Origin of the sequence: Legionella sp. 16cNR16C (genome assembly GCF_021297775.1) — a bacterium.
Classification (GTDB): domain Bacteria; phylum Pseudomonadota; class Gammaproteobacteria; order Legionellales; family Legionellaceae; genus Legionella_C; species Legionella_C quinlivanii_A.
This window is the reverse complement of record NZ_JAJTMX010000002.1, coordinates 720,015-737,955: the sequence shown is the minus strand read 5'-3', so window position 1 is coordinate 737,955 and position 17,941 is coordinate 720,015. Positions and strand designations below refer to the sequence as shown.

Sequence of the window (17,941 nt, the reverse complement as noted above, 5' to 3'; positions counted from 1 at the left end):
GTACGTCTTTTACAAGGCAGCTATGGTGATAATTGGACATTGAGCTGTCGGATGACTTTTAACCAAGGATGTGAGGTCAATATGAGCTTTGTAATTAAGGATACATTAATTGAAGAGTGGCCTAAGCTAAGGGCTTTATATATTAAACAGGCAAAAACTACTCCACAGCCCCAGCACCAGAATACTGCCATTGAACGATTTTTCGGTGGAAAAAACTCTAAAGACAGGCATTTTCAGCTCGAATTCACTGAAAAAATTTTTCAGGTTCTTCGTTCCAGGCTCAAACCGGATCTGAAATTCAAAGATGCCCAGGCATTTGATGAGCATATGAGTGCCTGCAAAATCCTGATTGTCACCGCTTTTTATATCAAACATCAGATTGGCCTTCCCTATTGGATGCGTTCTCCATCTAACTCTGATTTATATGAAATTTTAGATAATACTATTGGTCTGGTAGGAAAAAATCAGCTGAATAAGCAAACCAGTGCCGATTACTTCCTGACCGCTTTGCGTTTTCTAGAAACTTCATCATTGGAAAGCTGGAATGCCTCCATGGCCAAAGACTCCACCTGTCGATTTACAGAACTTGAATGGCGGCATTTTAAAGATTTTGTTACTTCACAGTCTGATTATTTGAGGAAATATCAACCGAATCGCTTCCCAGTCGCATCGGTCACCGGCTACCTGGTCAGCCAGCCCTGTTACGCTGCTGGAATGTCGACCGGGTGGATGATCGGAAAAATGGCCAGCGAAAGTGCTGTGGGGCTGCCTGTTCAGGTAGCATTAAGCAGCGGTTTATGCTGGGTTGGAGGAAAAGTGGCTGGCTGGGGGATTATGATTTTTGCACCGCGGCTTGCCAAGCAGCTGTTTGAAAACGCTGGCGGCATTTCAATGGCGACCCTGATGGGCGGGTTAATGGGCTCTATAGGGTATGGTGTGGGCTATGCCGGAGGCTTGAGCGTCGATCTTTTATGGATAGCATTTCAGAATGCTTGTTCTTACATTGCCAATTTTGGTGACAATAGTCCTTATGAGAAATTGTCCGGATTTACCAGTGATGGTAAGCGGATATTAAATGGAATCGAAGTTCAGCTTGTTGAACAGGAAAAAGAAATAGCCGCAGCCGTTGATGAGTCACATTCTTTCCAGGTTGCATGCAAAGTTGTCGATAGCGGATTTGTCATTAAACTCAATGACGAAGAAGTCTTTATACCCAGGGATTTTAATCAATTTCCTCATAAGGAGGCGATTGCCAGATTCCTCGAGCAGAAATGTCAACCAGCAGAACCTGCGCCCGGTTTGTTTGATGATGTGGTCGAATTCGATCCCGGCAGCGTTCCTGTTCCTGAGTGCGAAAGAGGTCTTTTTTCTCAGGAGCCGTTTCAAATCCATGATGGGATTGTGATGGGGCAACCTGTATATACTCCACAAACGCCACAAGCAGCCTATATGGCAGAAGCGATAGTTGCTGAGGGGCTTACGGATGAGGATCTGGACATCCCAGAGGAGCTGATCCCTGAGCATTTGCGACAATTGCCTAAACCCATCTATCTGGCGAGACTGAAAGAATTTCTAAAAACACAAACCTTCTTCGAGGGCTCGTGGAAGAAAAAACCGCCAGAACTTGAAGAGGCAGCACCTGCGGTTAGTGTTGGGCCAGGTTAAGCGTTTTTGTTATAACCAACTGGATTGCTTCACATTCGTTCGCAAAGACTGGGTTTGTTTTGTCTTTCGAGCCTTGGCGATGCAATCCATTGCACAGATAATTCTTGTTTCACTCTTTTAAGGTTAACAATAGTTCACGGATAACGCTGGTGGCATAGCTGCCGGAAGTCAGGGCAAACTCTAAAAACAGCTCTTTCTCATTTAACCACTCCCATCGCATATCTTTGACCTGGAGAATAAATGCCCGGTATGCAATTTCCAGTTTGTGCGCTTCCAATGCCTCACACCAGGGAAGCAGATCTGCAAGGGCTTCCTCCTGCAGAGCCAAGGCTGACTCTGTAATGCGGTTACTGCCTCCACCCCAAAGGGCACCGGCTGGTGAAATATCAAAGGCCTTGATACGTTGCTGGATTATCTCATCTGGTGAGTCGCAATGAAAAACACTATGAGTTCCTGCTAATTGCATCACATCGCCAGCCACTGCTTGATTCCAATTACCCTTGCTGATGCGATAGTCAAGTATGCGGTTAAAAAGATAAGCGCGTGCGGCAGAATAATATATGCCTTTCAAAAACGGATTTTTGACTTTCATATTCGCAAACAGCAACTGTTCCGCTTTATAAAGATTTTGCCCATTATTACCAAATCGCTGTTCACCGAAATAATTGGGAACTCCATTTGCTGCAATAGCGGCCAGTCGCTCTTCAATTTTGTCTTCGATATGAATATCTCGCAGAATGAGTTGAAACTGATTTCCTTCCAATGCGCCTGTTTTCAATTTCTTATTATGCCGCTGGGTATTTAAAATTTTCCATTGCTCACCCTGCGGTAGTTCAATATTCAGATTATTTTTTCCAGGCAAATGAATGCTGAACCACTGTCGGGTTAATGCCTGTTTATCTTTTAACCCGGCATAAGACACTACTCTGGGTGACAGTTTTAATTCACGGGCAATTTCCTTGGCGACATCTTCAGTATTAATATTGCGCTTCTCAATGAATAGAAACAAATGCTCCCCTTCACCGGTCAAATCAAACCCCAAAATTTCATTAACGATAAAATCTTCAGGATATTGTTTTAAAATACCGCGAGAAGCAGGTTGACCATAAGCGTAGGCTAAACTTGACATAGATAGAAAACTCTTTAAACGGGATTAAGACTGTCAATAAACTGATATTGCAGATTGAAATGCTGCGCTAAATGTTCGCCCAGAGTCTGTATGCCAAAACGTTCAGTGGCATGATGCCCGGCAGAAAAATAATGAATGCCAAGCTCTTTGGCCTGATAATAGGTTCGCTCGGAAATTTCGCCGCTGATATAAGCATCCACTCCAAGAGCGCCGGCTTGTTCAATATAATCCTGTGCAGCACCGCTGCACCAGGCAATTCTGGTGATAGAATGTTCCGCTCCCTCCACAAGAACAGGTTTTCGCCCTAGCTTGTCAGCTAATAGCAGAGTGACTTCATCTGCCGTTTTAGGTAATGGAAAAGATCCTGTCCAAAGCAATCCGGGTGTGCCGGAGACACCATGCTGGTCAATTTCATCTAATTGCAGCAAATTGGCGATACAGGCATTATTACCCAACTGCGGATGACAATCGAGCGGGAGATGATAAGCGAGTAAATTAATCTGGTGCCTGATGAGCTCTGCAATTCGCTTGTATTTGCTACCGGTAATAACCGCAGGTTCCCCTTTCCAAAAATAACCGTGGTGGACAATGAGAGCATCAGCTCCAAATTGCGCAGCTCTTTCAATTGCTTCCGCTGAAGCAGTAACTGCGGTACAGATACGGTTTATTTCGCTGCGTCCTTCAACCTGCAGGCCATTGGGTGCATAATCATTAAACGATGCAATGGCCAGCAGATTATTTACATACTCTACAAAATTTTTACGTCCTATCACCTTGCTGAAACCCTCTTGATATCAGCTCCCAGCATAGACAACTTTTCTTCAATGCGTTCGTAACCGCGATCTACATGATAAACTCGCTCGACCATCGTTTCCCCTTCGGCGGTCAAACCTGCCAGAATGAGGCTCGCGGAAGCGCGAAGGTCAGTAGCCATCACCGGAGCGCCGGTTAAATGATCGACACCTGAGATCAGTGCTGTATTTCCATTTAAACGAATCTGCGCGCCCATTCGCTGTAATTCCTGAACGTGCATAAAACGATTTTCAAAAATAGTTTCAATGACTGAAGACGTGCCGTCAGATATGCTGTTAAGAGCCATAAACTGCGCTTGCATATCAGTGGGAAATGCAGGATATGGGGCCGTTGAAATATCGATTGCCTGCGGTCTCAGGCCATTCATATTTAAGGTAATCCAGTCTTCGCCCAAACTTAATTCAGCCCCGGCTTCTTCAAACTTACACAGCATTGAAAGCAGATTATCAGGTTTGACGCGGCGAACCGTTACCTTTCCTCGAGTAATTGCTCCGGCAGTCAAATAGGTTCCGGCTTCGATACGATCGGGCATTACGCTGTAGGACCCGCCGCCTAAGGCCTCCACTCCTTCAACCTCAATCGTGGATGTACCTGCGCCAGTAATTTTTGCCCCCATTTGATTGAGGAAATTCGCCAGATCAACTACTTCAGGCTCACGCGCAGCATTTTTGATCACTGTTTTACCTTCGGCGAGTACAGCAGCCATTAGCACGTTTTCAGTGCCGGTAACTGTTACTGTATCGAATAATAAAGGCCTTCCCTGTAAACGCCCTCTTTTACAGCGTGCCTTGATATATCCATTTTTTACTGAAATTTCAGCACCCATGCTTTTCAAAGCTTTCAAGTGCAAATCCACAGGTCTTGTGCCGATAGCACAGCCTCCTGGCAATGAAACATCAGCTTTTCCGAAACGGGCTAATAAGGGGCCTAACACAAGAATGGATGCCCGCATCGTTTTCACCAGTTCATAGGGAGCGACGAACTCGTTCACATTACTGGCATCGACCTGAACATTCATTTTTTCGTCAACGATCATTTGTGCGCCGAGCTGCCCCAGCAGCTCCATCATTGTGGTCACGTCTTTCAAATGTGGCACATTTGCAATCGTCACATTATCGCTTGCAAGCAGTGTCGCAGCGAGGATGGGCAGAGCGGAATTTTTTGCACCCGAAATAATGACTTCACCGTTTAGGGGTTTACCGCCATTGATTACCAACTTATCCATGCTTTTTCTCCCATTCTTCTTTCGTCCACGTCTTCATACTTAAAGCATGAAGAGTGCCAGATGTAATCAATTCCTTCAATTGAGCATAGACCCACTGTTGTCTGGCCACCAGAGACTTACCAACAAAAGTCTCTGAAACAATAGTCAAATTGTAATGATAACCATCACCTTCTACCTTAACAAATTCAACTTCTGATGTATCGCGAAGGCGCTGTTCCAGCGCTTCATTACTAATCATACAACTCTCACCTTACTATTAATTATTGCTTGAATACGGTTATTTTGCATCGCGTCATCCTGAACGCAGTGAAGGATCTCCTGAATCTGGCTCAGCTCTAAGCAGTTCGAGATCCTTCGCTACGCTCAGGATGACGTATCTGGGGAGTTACCATTTTTTTCATATCTCGTTGAGACGATTTGATTGAATTAAAATTAAACTTATTCAATCATTAGCCAATAAATTACTGACTCTGCAAAATTCGGCCAAGGCAGCTAATTGCCTGGACATTCCGGTGATTTTGCAGGTCCGGTTAAATTGTCTGGCCAGACGTTTGGCTTCAATTAACAACGCCAGCCCGGCACTGTCACAATGCTGCACTTTTTCAAGATTAATTGTGATAGAGCCCTGCTGTGCGGCGCTGCGGTAAAAACTGCTAAGACGCTTTCTGTCGGCATCGACAGTAGCAAAAGTCATTCTTTCAGCAGGTTCAAAAACGAAATCAGTCATTAACTGGCTCTACTTTTTTCATTCATCTGTTTAATCAGATCTTGTATATTTGAGTTTTGCAATGCCTGAGCGAACTGTGAACGGAAACTTTGTAGCAAGCTAACCCCCTCCACACTCAGATCATAAATTTTCCACTGGCCATTTTTTGCCACCAAACTGTAACTCAGCGGAATATTATTGCCGTTTGAGCGGATAATCAAGCTATTGACACGAACAAAGCGGCCATCTACGGAGCCTCTTATTGGCAGGAACTTGATGGTCTCATCGGTATATTCTGCTAAAGGACTGGCATAGGTTCTTATAACCAGTTGCGTGAATGCTTTTGAAAACTGAGCCCGCTCACCGGCTGACGCCTTGCTCCATACTTGCCGTCCAAGAACAGAGCGAGACATGCCGCTTACATCCACATTGGGAAGTAAATGCTGTTCAACCGCTTGAAAAATAAGCTGACGGTTACTTTTAAGACTTCCTTTATGCTCCTTTAAAGTAGAAAGGATCTGGTTTGCAGTACCTTCCAGCATAGGAATCGGTGAACCCTGTGCCCATAACAACTGTGGTAATAGAAAAGCAAATAATAAAAAGATTGATTTTATCAGCTTCATGAGTCACCTATTTTTTATTAATGTTAAATAACAGCTGGCCAATAAGGTTTTCCAAAATTATCGCTTCCTGGGTTTTGGCAATTACATCGCCCTCTTTCAGATAAGGGTGCTTGCTATCCTCGGCATCATCAAAACCTGGCACAATACTGATGTAATTGGAACCTAGCAGTCCTTGCGTCAGGATTCTTGCAGAAGCGTCATCATAGGGAATTTGTTTATCGCCTCGAAGAAGCATCGTCACTTTCGCATTTAATTCGCCGGGTTGCAATTCAATTTTACTCACTTCACCAACTTTCACACCAGCAATAGTGACAGGGGCACGCACTTTCAAGCCGCCAATGTCAGCGAAATCTGCGGTAACATGATATCCCTTATTTTCCGCAAAATCAGTCAGACCGCTAACTCTCATTATCATAACAACCAAAGCCAGCATACCTGCTACCATAAATAATCCGACGCAGATATCTACATATCGCTGCTTTGCATTCATTACCAACCTCCAATCATTATCGCGGTCAACAGAAAATCAAGCCCCAGTACTGCCAGCGATGCGTAAACAACAGTTCGTGTAGTTGCTTGACTAATCCCTTCAGCAGTAGGCGTACAGCTAAAGCCCTGGAACACAGCAATCCATACGACAGCAAAGGCAAATACAATACTTTTTATAATTCCACTCAGAACGTCAATTCTAAAATCAACAGCAGCCTGCATGTTCGACCAGAAACTACCCGCATCAATACCCAACCAAATCACTCCAATAAAATAACCACCATAAATCGCTGTGGCGGAAAATATTATGGCCAGGACGGGTAAACAGATTAAACCCGCTAAGAAACGAGGATATACCACTCGTCCTAATGGGTCCACTCCCATCATATCCATACTGGCTAATTGCTCAGTCGCTTTCATCAGGCCAATTTCTGCAGTCAAAGCCGACCCTGCTCTTCCTGCAAAAAGCAGTGCACTCATTACCGGACCCAATTCACGGGCAATACTTAAGGCCAGCAATTGTCCTAACTGCGTTCCAGCACCAAACTTCTGGAGAGTATTATATCCTTGCAGTCCTACCACCATTCCAATAAATAATGCTGAAACAACAATTATCAGAAAGGATAATACGCCTACATTATAGATTTGCGTTCGCAAAGCAGGCCACAATCTGGGAAAATCAGGATTTCGGACAAAAACCTTTGCAAGAAATACGCCGGAGTTGCCTACCATACCGAGAATATTAATTCCGCGTTGCCCTAAATGTGCCAACTTATTAAGCATCTAAAAGCTCCTCAGTATAAGGCCGTGCCGGATAATGAAATGGAACAACGCCATCCGCCTCTCCGTGCATGAACTGTTTGATCTGTGGTTGCTGCGACTCTTTTAATTCCTCAGGCGCTCCCTCTCCTATTAATCGTCCGCCTGCGATTAGGTATACGTAATCGGCAATTGAACAGGTTTCCGCCACATCGTGAGAAACAATGATGGTTGTGGTTTGCAGCAATTCATTCAACTGTTTGATCAGGCGAACCAAAACTCCCATAGAGATTGGATCCTGTCCAGTGAAAGGCTCATCATACATCATCAATTCAGGATCCAGCGCAATTGTACGGGCCAGTGCAACGCGTCGGGCCATTCCGCCAGATAATTCAGCTGGCATCATCTGCGCTGCGCCTCTTAATCCAACAGCCTCGAGCTTCATAAGGACAATATCGCGAATCATGGCATCATTTAAATTCGTGTGCTCGCGCAGGGGGAACGCCACATTTTCAAATACAGACAAATGGGTAAATAAAGCACTTGACTGAAACAGCAAACCCATTTTTTTTCTTGCCTGGTATAGCACTTTGCGTGGCAAACAGTGGATATTTTCTCCATTAACAATAATTTGTCCCTGATCGGGAAAAATCTGGGCGCCGATTAATTTTAACAAAGTGGTTTTACCACTGCCGCTTGGCCCCATTATTGCTGTTATTTTGCCGCGTTTGACCACCATATTGACATCATTAAAGATTTGACGTATTCCTCTTGAGAAAGTCAAATTGGTGATAGTCACCAGATTCTCTTGCATTTAACAATGTTCCAGTTCAGCCAAAACGCTAAGTATACCTTGTGCGAATTATTTTGCGAATAAAAATTCGATAAACACTGGAAATCACTATCACCATCCATTAGAAGCTCGGTCTACAAAGCTACTCCTTTCTATGTTAGACTGCAAAGCCATAATCACTACTCCTTTGCTAAGATGAATTTTTGCAAATTAGGCCTGGCAGTCATTGAAACCGAAGCACAAGCTGTACTCGAACTAACTCAGCGGATTGATGAGCGCTTCGATAGAGCCTGTCGGCTGCTACTCTCTTGTCAGGGACGAGTAGTAGTTACCGGAATGGGAAAGTCCGGGCATATTGCACATAAGATAGCAGCGACGCTCTCAAGCACCGGAACTCCTTCTTTTTTTATGCATCCGGGTGAAGCCAGTCACGGAGATCTGGGAATGATAACCAGACAAGATGTAGTCATTGCCATATCCAATTCAGGCTTTACCAATGAAATTGTTACTTTACTTCCCCTGCTTAAACGGCTTGAAGTACCATTAATTGCTTTGACCGGCAATCAGGAGTCGGCGCTTGCAAAAGCTGCAAATGTCAATCTGGATATCAGTATTCGTCAGGAAGCCTGCCCGCTCGGACTGGCACCGACAACCAGCACCACCGTCTCTCTGGTCATGGGAGACGCTCTGGCAATTGCCCTGTTGCAGGCACGTGGTTTTAATGAGAATGATTTTGCTCTGTCACATCCGGGCGGCTCATTAGGCAGACGCCTGCTGCTGAAAATTGATGAGTTATGCCATCGCGGTGAACAGTTACCTCTGGTTCATGAAAGTGCCACCATCAGTGAAGCATTGATCGAAGTGACCGCAAAAAAACTCGGGATGACCTGCGTAGTCAATTCACAGGGTAAATTAGTTGGCGTATATACCGACGGCGATATACGCCGGACCCTGACCCAGAATTTTGATATTAATACAGCCTCACTGTCGCAGGTGATGAGTAGAAACTGTAAAACAATCCACTTGGGAATGCTTGCGGCAGAAGCCTTAACGCTAATGCAAAAATACAGCATTACTTCCCTGGTGGTAATCGATGAAGAACAACACCCCATCGCGGTCATTCATTTGCATGATCTTTTGCGTGCCGGGGTTTTGTAATGAGAGGTCTTAAATGAATAATCTGGTGGAAAAAGCTAAAAAAATCCGTTGTCTGGTTTCTGATGTCGATGGTGTCCTGACTGATGGCCTCCTGTTTCTCGATAATCATGGTAATGAGCTTAAAGCTTTTAATGTACAGGATGGGATGGGACTCAAGCTATTGATGGCAGCGGGCATTGATGTAGCAGTGATTACAACATCAAGAAATAAAGTGATTGATCACCGCATGGAGCAGTTGGGTATCACCCATTATTTTAAAGGACAGGTTGATAAACGCCAGGCGTTTACAACACTATGTGAAACACTGGGTTACTCTCTTGAGGAAATTGCCTATGTTGGCGATGACCTGCCCGACTTACCCATTATTCGGCAGGTTGGCCTGGGAATCGCCGTTGCCAATGCGGTTCCACAGGTTAAGGAATTCGCTTGCTGGCAGACGAAGCAATCAGGAGGAAGAGGCGCGGTACGTGAAGTCTGTGATCTGATACTTGAGGCACAGAACAAATTCGATGCGGCTCTTGAAAGGTATTTTCAGTCATGAATGCAGCCAAACATGCAGCCTGGTTGTTCATCACCTTGTTTGCATTAGCTTGTTCAGGCTGGTATTTCGCAAGCTCATCGTCCCCAACTATCAAACTAGACAAGCAGGTTCTCTCCATTATGCCTGACGCAGTGGTGTCTGGACTGGTTGTGCGTCAGTTTAGTAAAGAGGGGCTGTTAGTGAATCTTCTGGAAACACCAAGGCTGAGGCATATTCCTGAAAATAATACCCATTATCTGACTGCGCCCCATATCATTATCAAACAGAATGATCAGCCTGGCTGGGAAATTCGCTCAGCAAAAGCGAAATCTATTAATGGCGGACAGCAAATTAATTTCACAGACGAGGTGGTGATTCATCAGGACAAAAGCCAGCATAATGAAGAAACGACAATAACCACAAGCGAGCTCACCTACTATCCAAAAACCAAATTCGCGACGACTCAGGCGCTTGTGAATTTTGTTCAACCGGGAAGTATTGTGAAATCACAGGGAATGAATGCTTATCTGGCTGACAAGAGAGTTCAACTTAGCCGGGTTCGCGCAACTTATGAGCCACGACATGAAAAATCTTAAACTGTTATCTTTCACATTGGGACTGTTTTTTTTCAATTTGCCATTTGCCGAGGCAATGCCTGATGACCGTGAACAATTATTACAACTTTCCGCAGATCAGGCCGATTTGAATGAGAAAACGCATCGCGGAGAATACAGAGGTGCTGTGGAGCTTGATCAGGGCACCACGCATCTGCGTGCCACCAAAGCGGTCACTGAAGGGAACCAGCAGAATAAACTGGTGGTGGCAATCGCTATGGGTAGTGCCAAAGATCAGGCGCACTACTGGACACAAACAGCCCAGGACAAACCGCTGCTACATGCTTATGCCAATACTATCCGTTACTATCCCGAGCGGCATTTGATTGAATTAATTGGCAATGCCCGTGTCGTTCAGGGGGACAACTCTTTTTCGGCCCCAAAAATCAGTTATGATACCTTGAAACAACATGTTATATCTGAACCCGCTGGCAAGGAAAGAACCACTATTATCATTCATCCAGAGAAGAAAAAAGCATGACCGAGTTATCGGCACAACATCTTAAAAAAAGCTTCAAAACCCGAACAGTCGTTAATGATGTCAGTATTAACATCCGCAGCGGTGAATGCGTTGGATTGCTGGGCCCTAACGGCGCGGGAAAGACAACCTGTTTTTATATGATTGTGGGCTTACAAGCCTGTGACGAAGGTCAGATTATACTGGACGGCCAGGATGTTACTCGCGCCCCCATGCATCAGCGCGCCCGATTGGGTATCGGTTACCTGCCCCAGGAAGCCTCCGTTTTTCGTAAAATGACCGTTGCCGATAATATTCTTTCCATTCTGCAGCTAAGAACAGATTTAAGCAAAATGGAGCAGCAAAAGAAATTACTTCAGTTAATGGAGGAATTTCATATTGAACATTTACGTAAAAGTCTTGGCATGAGCCTGTCCGGAGGGGAGAGACGACGAGTTGAAATAGCCAGGGCTCTGGCCATTGAGCCTACTTTTATACTTTTAGATGAGCCCTTTGCAGGTGTCGATCCGATTTCCGTACTGGACATCAAACGGATCATCTCGCATTTATGCGATAAAAATATTGGGATATTGATTACTGATCATAATGTTAGAGAAACACTGGATATCTGCGAGAGAGCCTATATAGTAAGTCAGGGCAAGATTCTTTGCGAAGGATCGCCGGATTCAATTTTAGCCAATCAGCAGGTCAGAGCGGTCTATTTGGGTGAGGAGTTTTCACTGTAAGCCATGTTAGTGTTAATAGACAATCATGATTCATTTACATACAACCTGGTTCAGTATTTTCAAATATTAGGACAGAACGTTGAAGTTGTTTTAAGTGATCAAGTCACTATCTCCGACATCGAAAAACTTAAGCCGGAATATCTGGTTATTTCACCAGGCCCTAACCGGCCTGAAGACGCCGGAATTTCAATGGAAGCCATTCAATACTTTCATCAGAAACTACCCATATTAGGCGTTTGCCTTGGTCATCAATGTCTGGCTCAGGCGTTTGGCGGCAGAATCATCGGCGCTCCTCAGATTATGCATGGGAAAACTTCTTCGATACTGCACCATAAACTTCATTTGTTTAAAGATATTCCTAATCCTTTTAATGCGACACGCTATCATTCGCTTCTGGTGGAAACCTCAAGCCTGCCCCAATGCTTTTCAATAGACGCATGGGCAAATAATGATATTATGGCAATTTCACATCGGCACTATCCTTTATACGGATTACAGTTTCACCCTGAGTCGATTTTAACTGAACACGGTCTTCATTTGCTGAGAAATTTTTTAAACTATGAACATTGCAGCCTACCTTGAGCATTTATTAAAAAAAGAACATTTAAGCACCTTTGAAATGATGGATATTATGCGTGGCTGTATGACTGGCGAAATATCCGATAGTCAGCTGGCTGCCTTTCTCGCATTAATGAGAATAAAAGGTGAAACAGTCGAGGAATTGACCGCGGCGGCACAAGTGATGATAGAGATGGCGCATACAGTCGACCTCGGGGATGATCTTGTAGATATAGTTGGCACCGGAGGCGATGGAAAAAACACCTTCAATGTATCGACAGTCAGCAGCATCGTGACATCAGCTGCGGGTGCTCGCGTTGCCAAGCATGGGAATCGTTCAGTATCCAGTCGCAGCGGCAGTACCGACTTGCTAATGCAGGCTGGCATCCGGCTTGAAATTGACGATGCCGATTTACAACGCTGCATGCAACAATACAAACTCTGTTTTTTATATGCCCCGCATTTCCACAAAGCAATTCAGAAAGCAAGAAAAGTGCGTCAGGAACTTGGGATCCGAACTTTTTTTAACCTTATTGGTCCTCTGGTCAATCCGGCGCGGCCAAGAAAACAGGTCGTTGGTGTATTTGATAAACGATGGCAAAAACCGTTGCTGGATGTGTTGGTCAATCTGGGAAGTGAACACACACTGGTGGTTTGCTCAAGAGATGGACTGGATGAAATCAGTATTGCAGCACCCACTGATGTGCTTGAATATCATAAGGGCGAATATAAAGAATGGACCATTAATCCTCAGGATTACCATTGTGCGCATGGAAGTATCGACGAGATTATTGCAGACTCACCTGAGCAAAGCTTTAAGCATATGCAAAGTGTGCTGCAGGGGGAAGTCAGCCCGGCCCGTGATATTGTACTGTTAAATAGTGCCGCTGCCTTGTACTGCAGTGATCAGAGCAGCAGTTTTGAGGAAGGAATTTATGCGGCAGTAAATGCGATTGACAGTGGTGCGGCGCATCAGCGATTGAGCGAATTGCAGTCATTTTCACAACATTTGGGAAAACCCTAAAACTGCGTCACCGAGCAAAGCCTCTACAGGAATAAAATATGTCAAGTGTATTAGATAAAATTGCAGAATATAAACGTGAAGAGGTGGAACAGGCGAAACGTCTGCGCCCTCTTGCACAATTAAGAGAACAGAAATCTCCACCCAGTAGAGATTTTGTGGCCGCATTACAATCCAGAAAGCCTTCAATTATCGCGGAAATTAAAAAAGCTTCTCCCAGCAAAGGGGTGATTCGTGAAGATTATAATGTGGCCGAAATCGCTGGCATTTATGAAAAAAATGGCGCCAGTTGTCTGTCGGTTCTGACTGATGAACACTTTTTCATGGGAAAAGCCGAAAATCTGCAAATAGCCAAAGCTCATTCTACATGCCCTGCTTTACGCAAGGATTTTATCATTGACAGTTATCAGGTCGATGAAAGCCGTGCTTTAGGTGCAGATTGTATTCTGTTAATTGTTGCAATACTGGATGACGCTCAATTGCTTGATTACTGCCAGCAAGCGCAGGCCCTGAATATGGCAGTACTGGTAGAAAGTCATACAATGGATGAACTGCAGCGCGCTATTAAATTACCCACCCCATTAATGGGTATCAATAATCGAAGCCTTCATAATTTTAAAACCGATATTCAAACGACAATCGAACTTTCCAATTATATACCTGCGGATAAATTGATTATTACTGAAAGCGGTATAAATACTCATGACGACATCCTCAAAATGCAAGCGGCTGGAATCCATCATTTTCTAATTGGCGAAAGTCTGATGCGAAGCCCGGATATTGGCAAAAAATTAAGAGAGTTTTTGCATCAGGATTAATATCCTGATGCGCCGCGCTTTTAAAGCAAGCACTGCTTTAAACTTTTTCCAAGTGTATAACTAGCTTTGCTCAAAAACGAAGGTATCGCTATCTTCTGCCGGTGGTAGGACAAAACCTTCCTTTTTCAAGCGCATTCGGAAAAAGCCGCTACTGCGCTTAGAGCGTTGAGTTTCACTACCTGTGTTTTCTCTGGGACTATCGGTATTCGAAGAGGCTTCTGTTCCAACAGAATTCATGGCTGAAGATACCGTGGATGTTGTTGAACTCGCCTCCGAATAATTTCTGGTTTTAGTAATAAAACCATTCAAAAGTTTTTTGATTTTATTATTCTGCTCTATTGGATTGTAACGCTTGTCCAGAAAATTAAGAGTAGCCACAGGAGAAGTCCTGTAGTACAGGCGGGAAACCTGTCGAAGCTTTTCAAGCGTTCTAGTGAGATGTGAATATAAAGCTTTGCTATCCTCGACAAAATTCGTAATATTATCCTGCTTTTGCGCAAGTTCCTTTTCCATACTTCTGATCTTTTCCTGAAACCAGTTGATGAGGAAATTGCCAGTCTCAGACACGTCAATCCGTTTACCACTCCACTGGATAACCGGAATATGGCTCAACTTTAAATATTCATCCAGACGATCCAGAAAAGCTGACAGTTCAACACTTGTTTCGATAGTTATATCGGATTCTGTGCCTGAAGAACCAGGTTGCAGTTTTTTAGATAAGGCATAGAACTCATCATCATCTACTACTACCAGCGGTTTTTCAAGGATGGCTTGTCTTAAATCTGTGCTGCTCATTTGTGAATAAAAACGAATTAACGCTTTCAATTTGAGAATGGGTAATAATACCTTGCCATTTGCCTCGCAATGCTCCAGCAGTTTATAGCCATTATCTTTTATTGGAGTATGGCCTCCGTTTAAAGTTATAATTGCCTTTACCTGCTCTTCACTCAGATGTATTTTAACTTCCTTATTATTCCTGATAGCGTTTATATTTTCTTCAAATAAATTAAAATCATCTATTCTTGTTGTTTCATATTCGCTTTCATACTCATCAGGTTTAACATAATACAGTTCCTGAATACCTTTTTCTTTCACAAAAATATAACTGTTTCTGTATTGTGCGAGGCTTTTCGGAAATTCTGACATGAAATAGAGATCACAGCCTTTGGAGCTCTCTCTGGGTACTTCTTTGGCAAAGGTTATTTGAGAAGTGATTCTACCCAAAAAAAACAGTGTGGTTTTATACTCATTCGCTATGCTGGTCATCTTTGCAAAACCTTTTGCACTGTCGGTGATATTGTTCAATTCCTTCATCAGGTTAACGCCAGTAGCACTCAATGCCTGGAAATGCCTGGTTAATCTGGAGACAGGTAGACTTGAAAGAACACCTCGAATTACCATCAGATGATTTAAATCAGGATAACGCTCATCTCCCAAGGGACATAGATGCTGCCCGATAGATAACAATAACTCCAGAGAGGATAACAGTTTTTCAGGATTGTCGAATATTTTTTTTAAAAAAAACTGATTCAAAATATTGAACTGATTGATAGTTCTGGACACATTAATCGAGTCTGGATGAAGCGGTTTAGCTTTTTTGAAAGACTCTTCTTTCGGAGGCTCATAATTATAGAGACCTTCCAGAGAAACCTGCCTATAGAATGAGACCATTGATACTCTCATCTCTTGAGCAATAAGCCGAGTTGTCTCCTCAAGTTTAGATTCTGAATCCCTCTCCGTTGTTGAGTACACCTTTGATTTTCGGAGCAAATGGTCTTTCTGTTGGATTCCATCTGAAACCAGTTGTTCAAAGGAATTGTCTGATTCCTGTTGTGAAGCCCACTGATTTAATGAATCAAAATGCTCAATGAGTGGATCTGTATAAAATTTATGATTAGCAACAATCAGCTTACTTAAAATACTTCGTATTCGTTTGCGCTCAAAACTTTGCTTAACATCTTTTTCAAAACCTCGGTTTATAAAGATTTCTGCCTCTTTAACCAACTGCTCCTGTTTAAAAAAATCACTGGGGTTATAAATCATCAACTGAAATAAAATGAGATTAGCTGCCATAATCTGTCGGCTATCGAATTTGCTATATAACGAATTGAATGCAGCTAAAATTTCTCGTTGTGAATAGAGAGCCTGCAATCCTGTCACACGAAACAAAATAACATCGAACTCAGTCTGCCAATTTTTACTTCTATTGCCTTTACTTGTCAGAATAAATAAAGCTTCTCTAAGATGGATCTCTCTTGCGATTTCTTCCTTGGTTCCCGACAGTTGTTTTGCCATTAGATGTATTGCGATAGGAGTTAGTCTTCTTATCGGATCATTCGCTTTAAGTTGTGCTACCAATTGAAACATCATCTTCGACATGGAGTCATTATTGAAACTTTGCAGATCATCATATTTTTTTTGTGCATGCTGTCGCAGTTCATTGAAATATTCAACTGCAAACTGCCCTTGCTCAAACAAAGCAAAAAGATCAGTCAGTAGCGTTTTTTTGTCTTTCAAATCAGCATGAGCAAACAAGGCCTGTAAACTTTTATTAATCGCAGGCTTATCGGTTTGAAGCAGACGCTTAAACTCCTGGTAAACCGTTACAGAATTTTTTCCTAGCCAAGCAAACAATTCTTCTTTTATTTGTTCAGGCTCTTCAGGAACGACATCAGGAGACGATTCGACACTCATATCACTACGGGCCGAGGGTAGTTCGTTATCTTGTTCATGACTTCTATTAGAATTCAACGGCGAGGATAAAAGTGATGAGGAGGACGATGAAAACGAGTATGACGAAGAACCTGTAATTGAATTACTTGATGTTGAAGGGGATGCTGATAGTTGATTACGGCCTGATAAGAAAAAAGCAGGATAGGTATCATAGAAAATCCCTGCCCCAAATTTTTTATTCACTGGGAGTAATCCAATCGGTTCCAGCTGAATTCGTGAGATTAACTGCTGCACACTTTCATCGTAACCAGCCAATGCTCTTGCATCTTCACCTTGCAGATTTTTTACATCCTTGCTGATATTTGCAGTACTTAAATTGAAACAGGAAATTGCCCAATGCTTTTTATAATTCACTGAATCCAGATAGGGGGTATTCCCCTTTGAGTTGGGTAAATTCACGATGTCAGACAAATGACTTAGCAAGATAGCCAATATTTTTGAATGGGGACGATCTTTGCGTACTATCAAATGCAGTATACTATCGGAGTCTTCGTTCAGGGTCTGAAGGCTGGATCTGAAGTTTTCAATTGCAAGAAACTTTTCCAGTAAATTAATACGGTTGAGCTCTACTTTGACCTCTTTCATATCTTTTTCAGCTGCCACCTGAAGCTTGATATTTGGGTCATCGTCTGGAGCAAGTAAGCTATTGTAGATAGCTAAACTAAACACAGGATAAGCGAGCAAACCATTAAGAAGTCTACGCTTGCTTTCCTCATCCCTTGCTTTGTCGTCCTTGTCACTTTTATTGCTATCTTCTTTTTCAGATAAATAGTTTTGATAATTCCCTTTTTCATACAAATAATACGCAGTGTCTGTTAAAAGAGTTTGATCTTTAAAAAAAGCAGTCGCTAAGGTTTTTAAAACAGCAGTATCTTCCTTCTTTGCTTTTCTCTCATTTTGTGGCACAACAAGTTTAATAATGTCACGGAATATCATGCTATTTTCCCTAAACTAAAATCAATTTTACTTGTAAAAAAAAATGATTTATTGAATGAGTTTTAATCCTTTTTTAAATTATCATGCTAATAATTTTTTGGCAAGATGTGTTTTTTTTCAACACGCAATTTTAATGAAAATTATTAAAATTCTCCATGCTGTATTTGAAAGCAAGATA

At 43.0% G+C, this 17,941-nt stretch carries 19 protein-coding genes; 9 read left to right on the top strand and 10 right to left on the bottom strand.

Features of this window, described 5'->3' with window-relative positions:
- Positions 1-81: 81 nt before the first annotated feature.
- Positions 82-1,665: a hypothetical protein gene (locus LXA66_RS07120; RefSeq protein ID WP_233012575.1), complete on the top strand. Its 1,584-nt coding sequence runs from the start codon at positions 82-84 to the stop codon at positions 1,663-1,665.
- 109 nt (positions 1,666-1,774) lie between these two features.
- On the opposite strand, the gene truD is transcribed toward LXA66_RS07120, so the two are convergent.
- From truD to LXA66_RS07075, 9 genes are all read right to left on the bottom strand, one after another.
- Positions 1,775-2,794 (bottom strand): tRNA pseudouridine(13) synthase TruD, encoded by a 1,020-nt coding sequence (gene truD, locus LXA66_RS07115; protein WP_233012574.1) that lies wholly within the window; start codon positions 2,792-2,794, stop codon positions 1,775-1,777.
- Between the two features lie 14 nt (positions 2,795-2,808).
- On the bottom strand, positions 2,809-3,567 hold the full coding sequence (locus tag LXA66_RS07110) for a Nif3-like dinuclear metal center hexameric protein (RefSeq protein WP_233012573.1): 759 nt from the start codon (positions 3,565-3,567) through the stop codon (positions 2,809-2,811).
- Positions 3,564-4,832: a UDP-N-acetylglucosamine 1-carboxyvinyltransferase gene (gene murA, locus LXA66_RS07105; RefSeq protein ID WP_233012572.1), complete on the bottom strand. Its 1,269-nt coding sequence runs from the start codon at positions 4,830-4,832 to the stop codon at positions 3,564-3,566. The genes LXA66_RS07110 and murA overlap by 4 nt, the downstream gene beginning before the upstream one ends.
- Positions 4,825-5,070 (bottom strand): BolA family protein, encoded by a 246-nt coding sequence (locus tag LXA66_RS07100; protein WP_112218035.1) that lies wholly within the window; start codon positions 5,068-5,070, stop codon positions 4,825-4,827. Before LXA66_RS07100 ends, murA begins: the two co-directional genes overlap by 8 nt.
- Before the next feature lie 204 nt (positions 5,071-5,274).
- Positions 5,275-5,559 (bottom strand): lipid asymmetry maintenance protein MlaB, encoded by a 285-nt coding sequence (locus LXA66_RS07095; RefSeq protein ID WP_058508836.1) that lies wholly within the window; start codon positions 5,557-5,559, stop codon positions 5,275-5,277.
- Complete coding sequence (locus tag LXA66_RS07090) at positions 5,559-6,161, bottom strand: phospholipid-binding protein MlaC (protein WP_233012571.1); 603 nt, start codon at positions 6,159-6,161, stop codon at positions 5,559-5,561. The genes LXA66_RS07095 and LXA66_RS07090 overlap by 1 nt, the downstream gene beginning before the upstream one ends.
- Positions 6,162-6,168: 7 nt before the next feature.
- A complete protein-coding gene (gene mlaD, locus LXA66_RS07085; RefSeq protein WP_058508834.1) occupies positions 6,169-6,651 on the bottom strand; it encodes an outer membrane lipid asymmetry maintenance protein MlaD in 483 nt (160 codons plus the stop codon).
- A complete protein-coding gene (mlaE, locus tag LXA66_RS07080; protein WP_233012570.1) occupies positions 6,651-7,433 on the bottom strand; it encodes a lipid asymmetry maintenance ABC transporter permease subunit MlaE in 783 nt (260 codons plus the stop codon). Before mlaE ends, mlaD begins: the two co-directional genes overlap by 1 nt.
- Positions 7,426-8,223, bottom strand: coding sequence for an ATP-binding cassette domain-containing protein (locus LXA66_RS07075; protein ID WP_233012569.1), 798 nt, complete (start codon positions 8,221-8,223; stop codon positions 7,426-7,428). Before LXA66_RS07075 ends, mlaE begins: the two co-directional genes overlap by 8 nt.
- Positions 8,224-8,397: 174 nt before the next feature.
- Between LXA66_RS07075 and LXA66_RS07070 the strand changes: the two genes are divergently transcribed.
- From LXA66_RS07070 to trpC, 8 genes are read left to right on the top strand one after another with little or no spacing between them, the layout of a single operon-like run.
- Entirely contained in the window at positions 8,398-9,360 is a 963-nt protein-coding gene (locus LXA66_RS07070) for a KpsF/GutQ family sugar-phosphate isomerase (protein WP_233012568.1), read from the top strand.
- Between the two features lie 13 nt (positions 9,361-9,373).
- On the top strand, positions 9,374-9,901 hold the full coding sequence (gene kdsC, locus LXA66_RS07065) for a 3-deoxy-manno-octulosonate-8-phosphatase KdsC (protein ID WP_233012567.1): 528 nt from the start codon (positions 9,374-9,376) through the stop codon (positions 9,899-9,901).
- On the top strand, positions 9,898-10,476 hold the full coding sequence (lptC, locus tag LXA66_RS07060) for an LPS export ABC transporter periplasmic protein LptC (protein WP_233012566.1): 579 nt from the start codon (positions 9,898-9,900) through the stop codon (positions 10,474-10,476). Before kdsC ends, lptC begins: the two co-directional genes overlap by 4 nt.
- Entirely contained in the window at positions 10,463-10,975 is a 513-nt protein-coding gene (gene lptA / locus LXA66_RS07055; RefSeq protein WP_370637201.1) for a lipopolysaccharide transport periplasmic protein LptA, read from the top strand. The genes lptC and lptA overlap by 14 nt, the downstream gene beginning before the upstream one ends.
- Positions 10,972-11,697, top strand: a complete 726-nt coding sequence (gene lptB / locus LXA66_RS07050; RefSeq protein WP_112218043.1) for an LPS export ABC transporter ATP-binding protein — start codon at positions 10,972-10,974, stop codon at positions 11,695-11,697. Before lptA ends, lptB begins: the two co-directional genes overlap by 4 nt.
- A 3-nt stretch (positions 11,698-11,700) precedes the next feature.
- Entirely contained in the window at positions 11,701-12,279 is a 579-nt protein-coding gene (locus tag LXA66_RS07045) for an aminodeoxychorismate/anthranilate synthase component II (protein ID WP_233012565.1), read from the top strand.
- The gene (gene trpD / locus LXA66_RS07040; RefSeq protein ID WP_233012564.1) at positions 12,257-13,279 is read left to right on the top strand and encodes an anthranilate phosphoribosyltransferase; all 1,023 of its coding nucleotides are present in this window, start codon (positions 12,257-12,259) and stop codon (positions 13,277-13,279) included. The genes LXA66_RS07045 and trpD overlap by 23 nt, the downstream gene beginning before the upstream one ends.
- A 38-nt stretch (positions 13,280-13,317) precedes the next feature.
- Entirely contained in the window at positions 13,318-14,094 is a 777-nt protein-coding gene (gene trpC / locus LXA66_RS07035) for an indole-3-glycerol phosphate synthase TrpC (RefSeq protein ID WP_233012563.1), read from the top strand.
- A gap of 60 nt (positions 14,095-14,154) precedes the next feature.
- On the opposite strand, the gene LXA66_RS07030 is transcribed toward trpC, so the two are convergent.
- Positions 14,155-17,763, bottom strand: coding sequence for a RasGEF domain-containing protein (locus tag LXA66_RS07030; RefSeq protein ID WP_233012562.1), 3,609 nt, complete (start codon positions 17,761-17,763; stop codon positions 14,155-14,157).
- Positions 17,764-17,941: the final 178 nt, after the last annotated feature.

Bases quoted from the DNA above. Each gene is read 5' to 3' on its own strand.
- trpD (WP_233012564.1), top strand. From the start codon at position 12,257: ATGAACATTGCAGCCTACCTTGAGCATTTATTAAAAAAAGAACATTTA.
- LXA66_RS07095 (WP_058508836.1), bottom strand. From the start codon at position 5,559: ATGACTGATTTCGTTTTTGAACCTGCTGAAAGAATGACTTTTGCTACT.
- lptB (WP_112218043.1), top strand. From the start codon at position 10,972: ATGACCGAGTTATCGGCACAACATCTTAAAAAAAGCTTCAAAACCCGA.
- lptC (WP_233012566.1), top strand. From the start codon at position 9,898: ATGAATGCAGCCAAACATGCAGCCTGGTTGTTCATCACCTTGTTTGCA.
- mlaE (WP_233012570.1), bottom strand. From the start codon at position 7,433: ATGCTTAATAAGTTGGCACATTTAGGGCAACGCGGAATTAATATTCTC.
- trpC (WP_233012563.1), top strand. From the start codon at position 13,318: ATGTCAAGTGTATTAGATAAAATTGCAGAATATAAACGTGAAGAGGTG.
- lptA (WP_370637201.1), top strand. From the start codon at position 10,463: ATGAAAAATCTTAAACTGTTATCTTTCACATTGGGACTGTTTTTTTTC.
- LXA66_RS07030 (WP_233012562.1), bottom strand. From the start codon at position 17,763: ATGATATTCCGTGACATTATTAAACTTGTTGTGCCACAAAATGAGAGA.
- mlaD (WP_058508834.1), bottom strand. From the start codon at position 6,651: ATGAATGCAAAGCAGCGATATGTAGATATCTGCGTCGGATTATTTATG.
- truD (WP_233012574.1), bottom strand. From the start codon at position 2,794: ATGTCAAGTTTAGCCTACGCTTATGGTCAACCTGCTTCTCGCGGTATT.
- kdsC (WP_233012567.1), top strand. From the start codon at position 9,374: ATGAATAATCTGGTGGAAAAAGCTAAAAAAATCCGTTGTCTGGTTTCT.
- LXA66_RS07070 (WP_233012568.1), top strand. From the start codon at position 8,398: ATGAATTTTTGCAAATTAGGCCTGGCAGTCATTGAAACCGAAGCACAA.
- LXA66_RS07100 (WP_112218035.1), bottom strand. From the start codon at position 5,070: ATGATTAGTAATGAAGCGCTGGAACAGCGCCTTCGCGATACATCAGAA.
- LXA66_RS07090 (WP_233012571.1), bottom strand. From the start codon at position 6,161: ATGAAGCTGATAAAATCAATCTTTTTATTATTTGCTTTTCTATTACCA.
- LXA66_RS07045 (WP_233012565.1), top strand. From the start codon at position 11,701: ATGTTAGTGTTAATAGACAATCATGATTCATTTACATACAACCTGGTT.
- LXA66_RS07075 (WP_233012569.1), bottom strand. From the start codon at position 8,223: ATGCAAGAGAATCTGGTGACTATCACCAATTTGACTTTCTCAAGAGGA.
- murA (WP_233012572.1), bottom strand. From the start codon at position 4,832: ATGGATAAGTTGGTAATCAATGGCGGTAAACCCCTAAACGGTGAAGTC.
- LXA66_RS07120 (WP_233012575.1), top strand. From the start codon at position 82: ATGAGCTTTGTAATTAAGGATACATTAATTGAAGAGTGGCCTAAGCTA.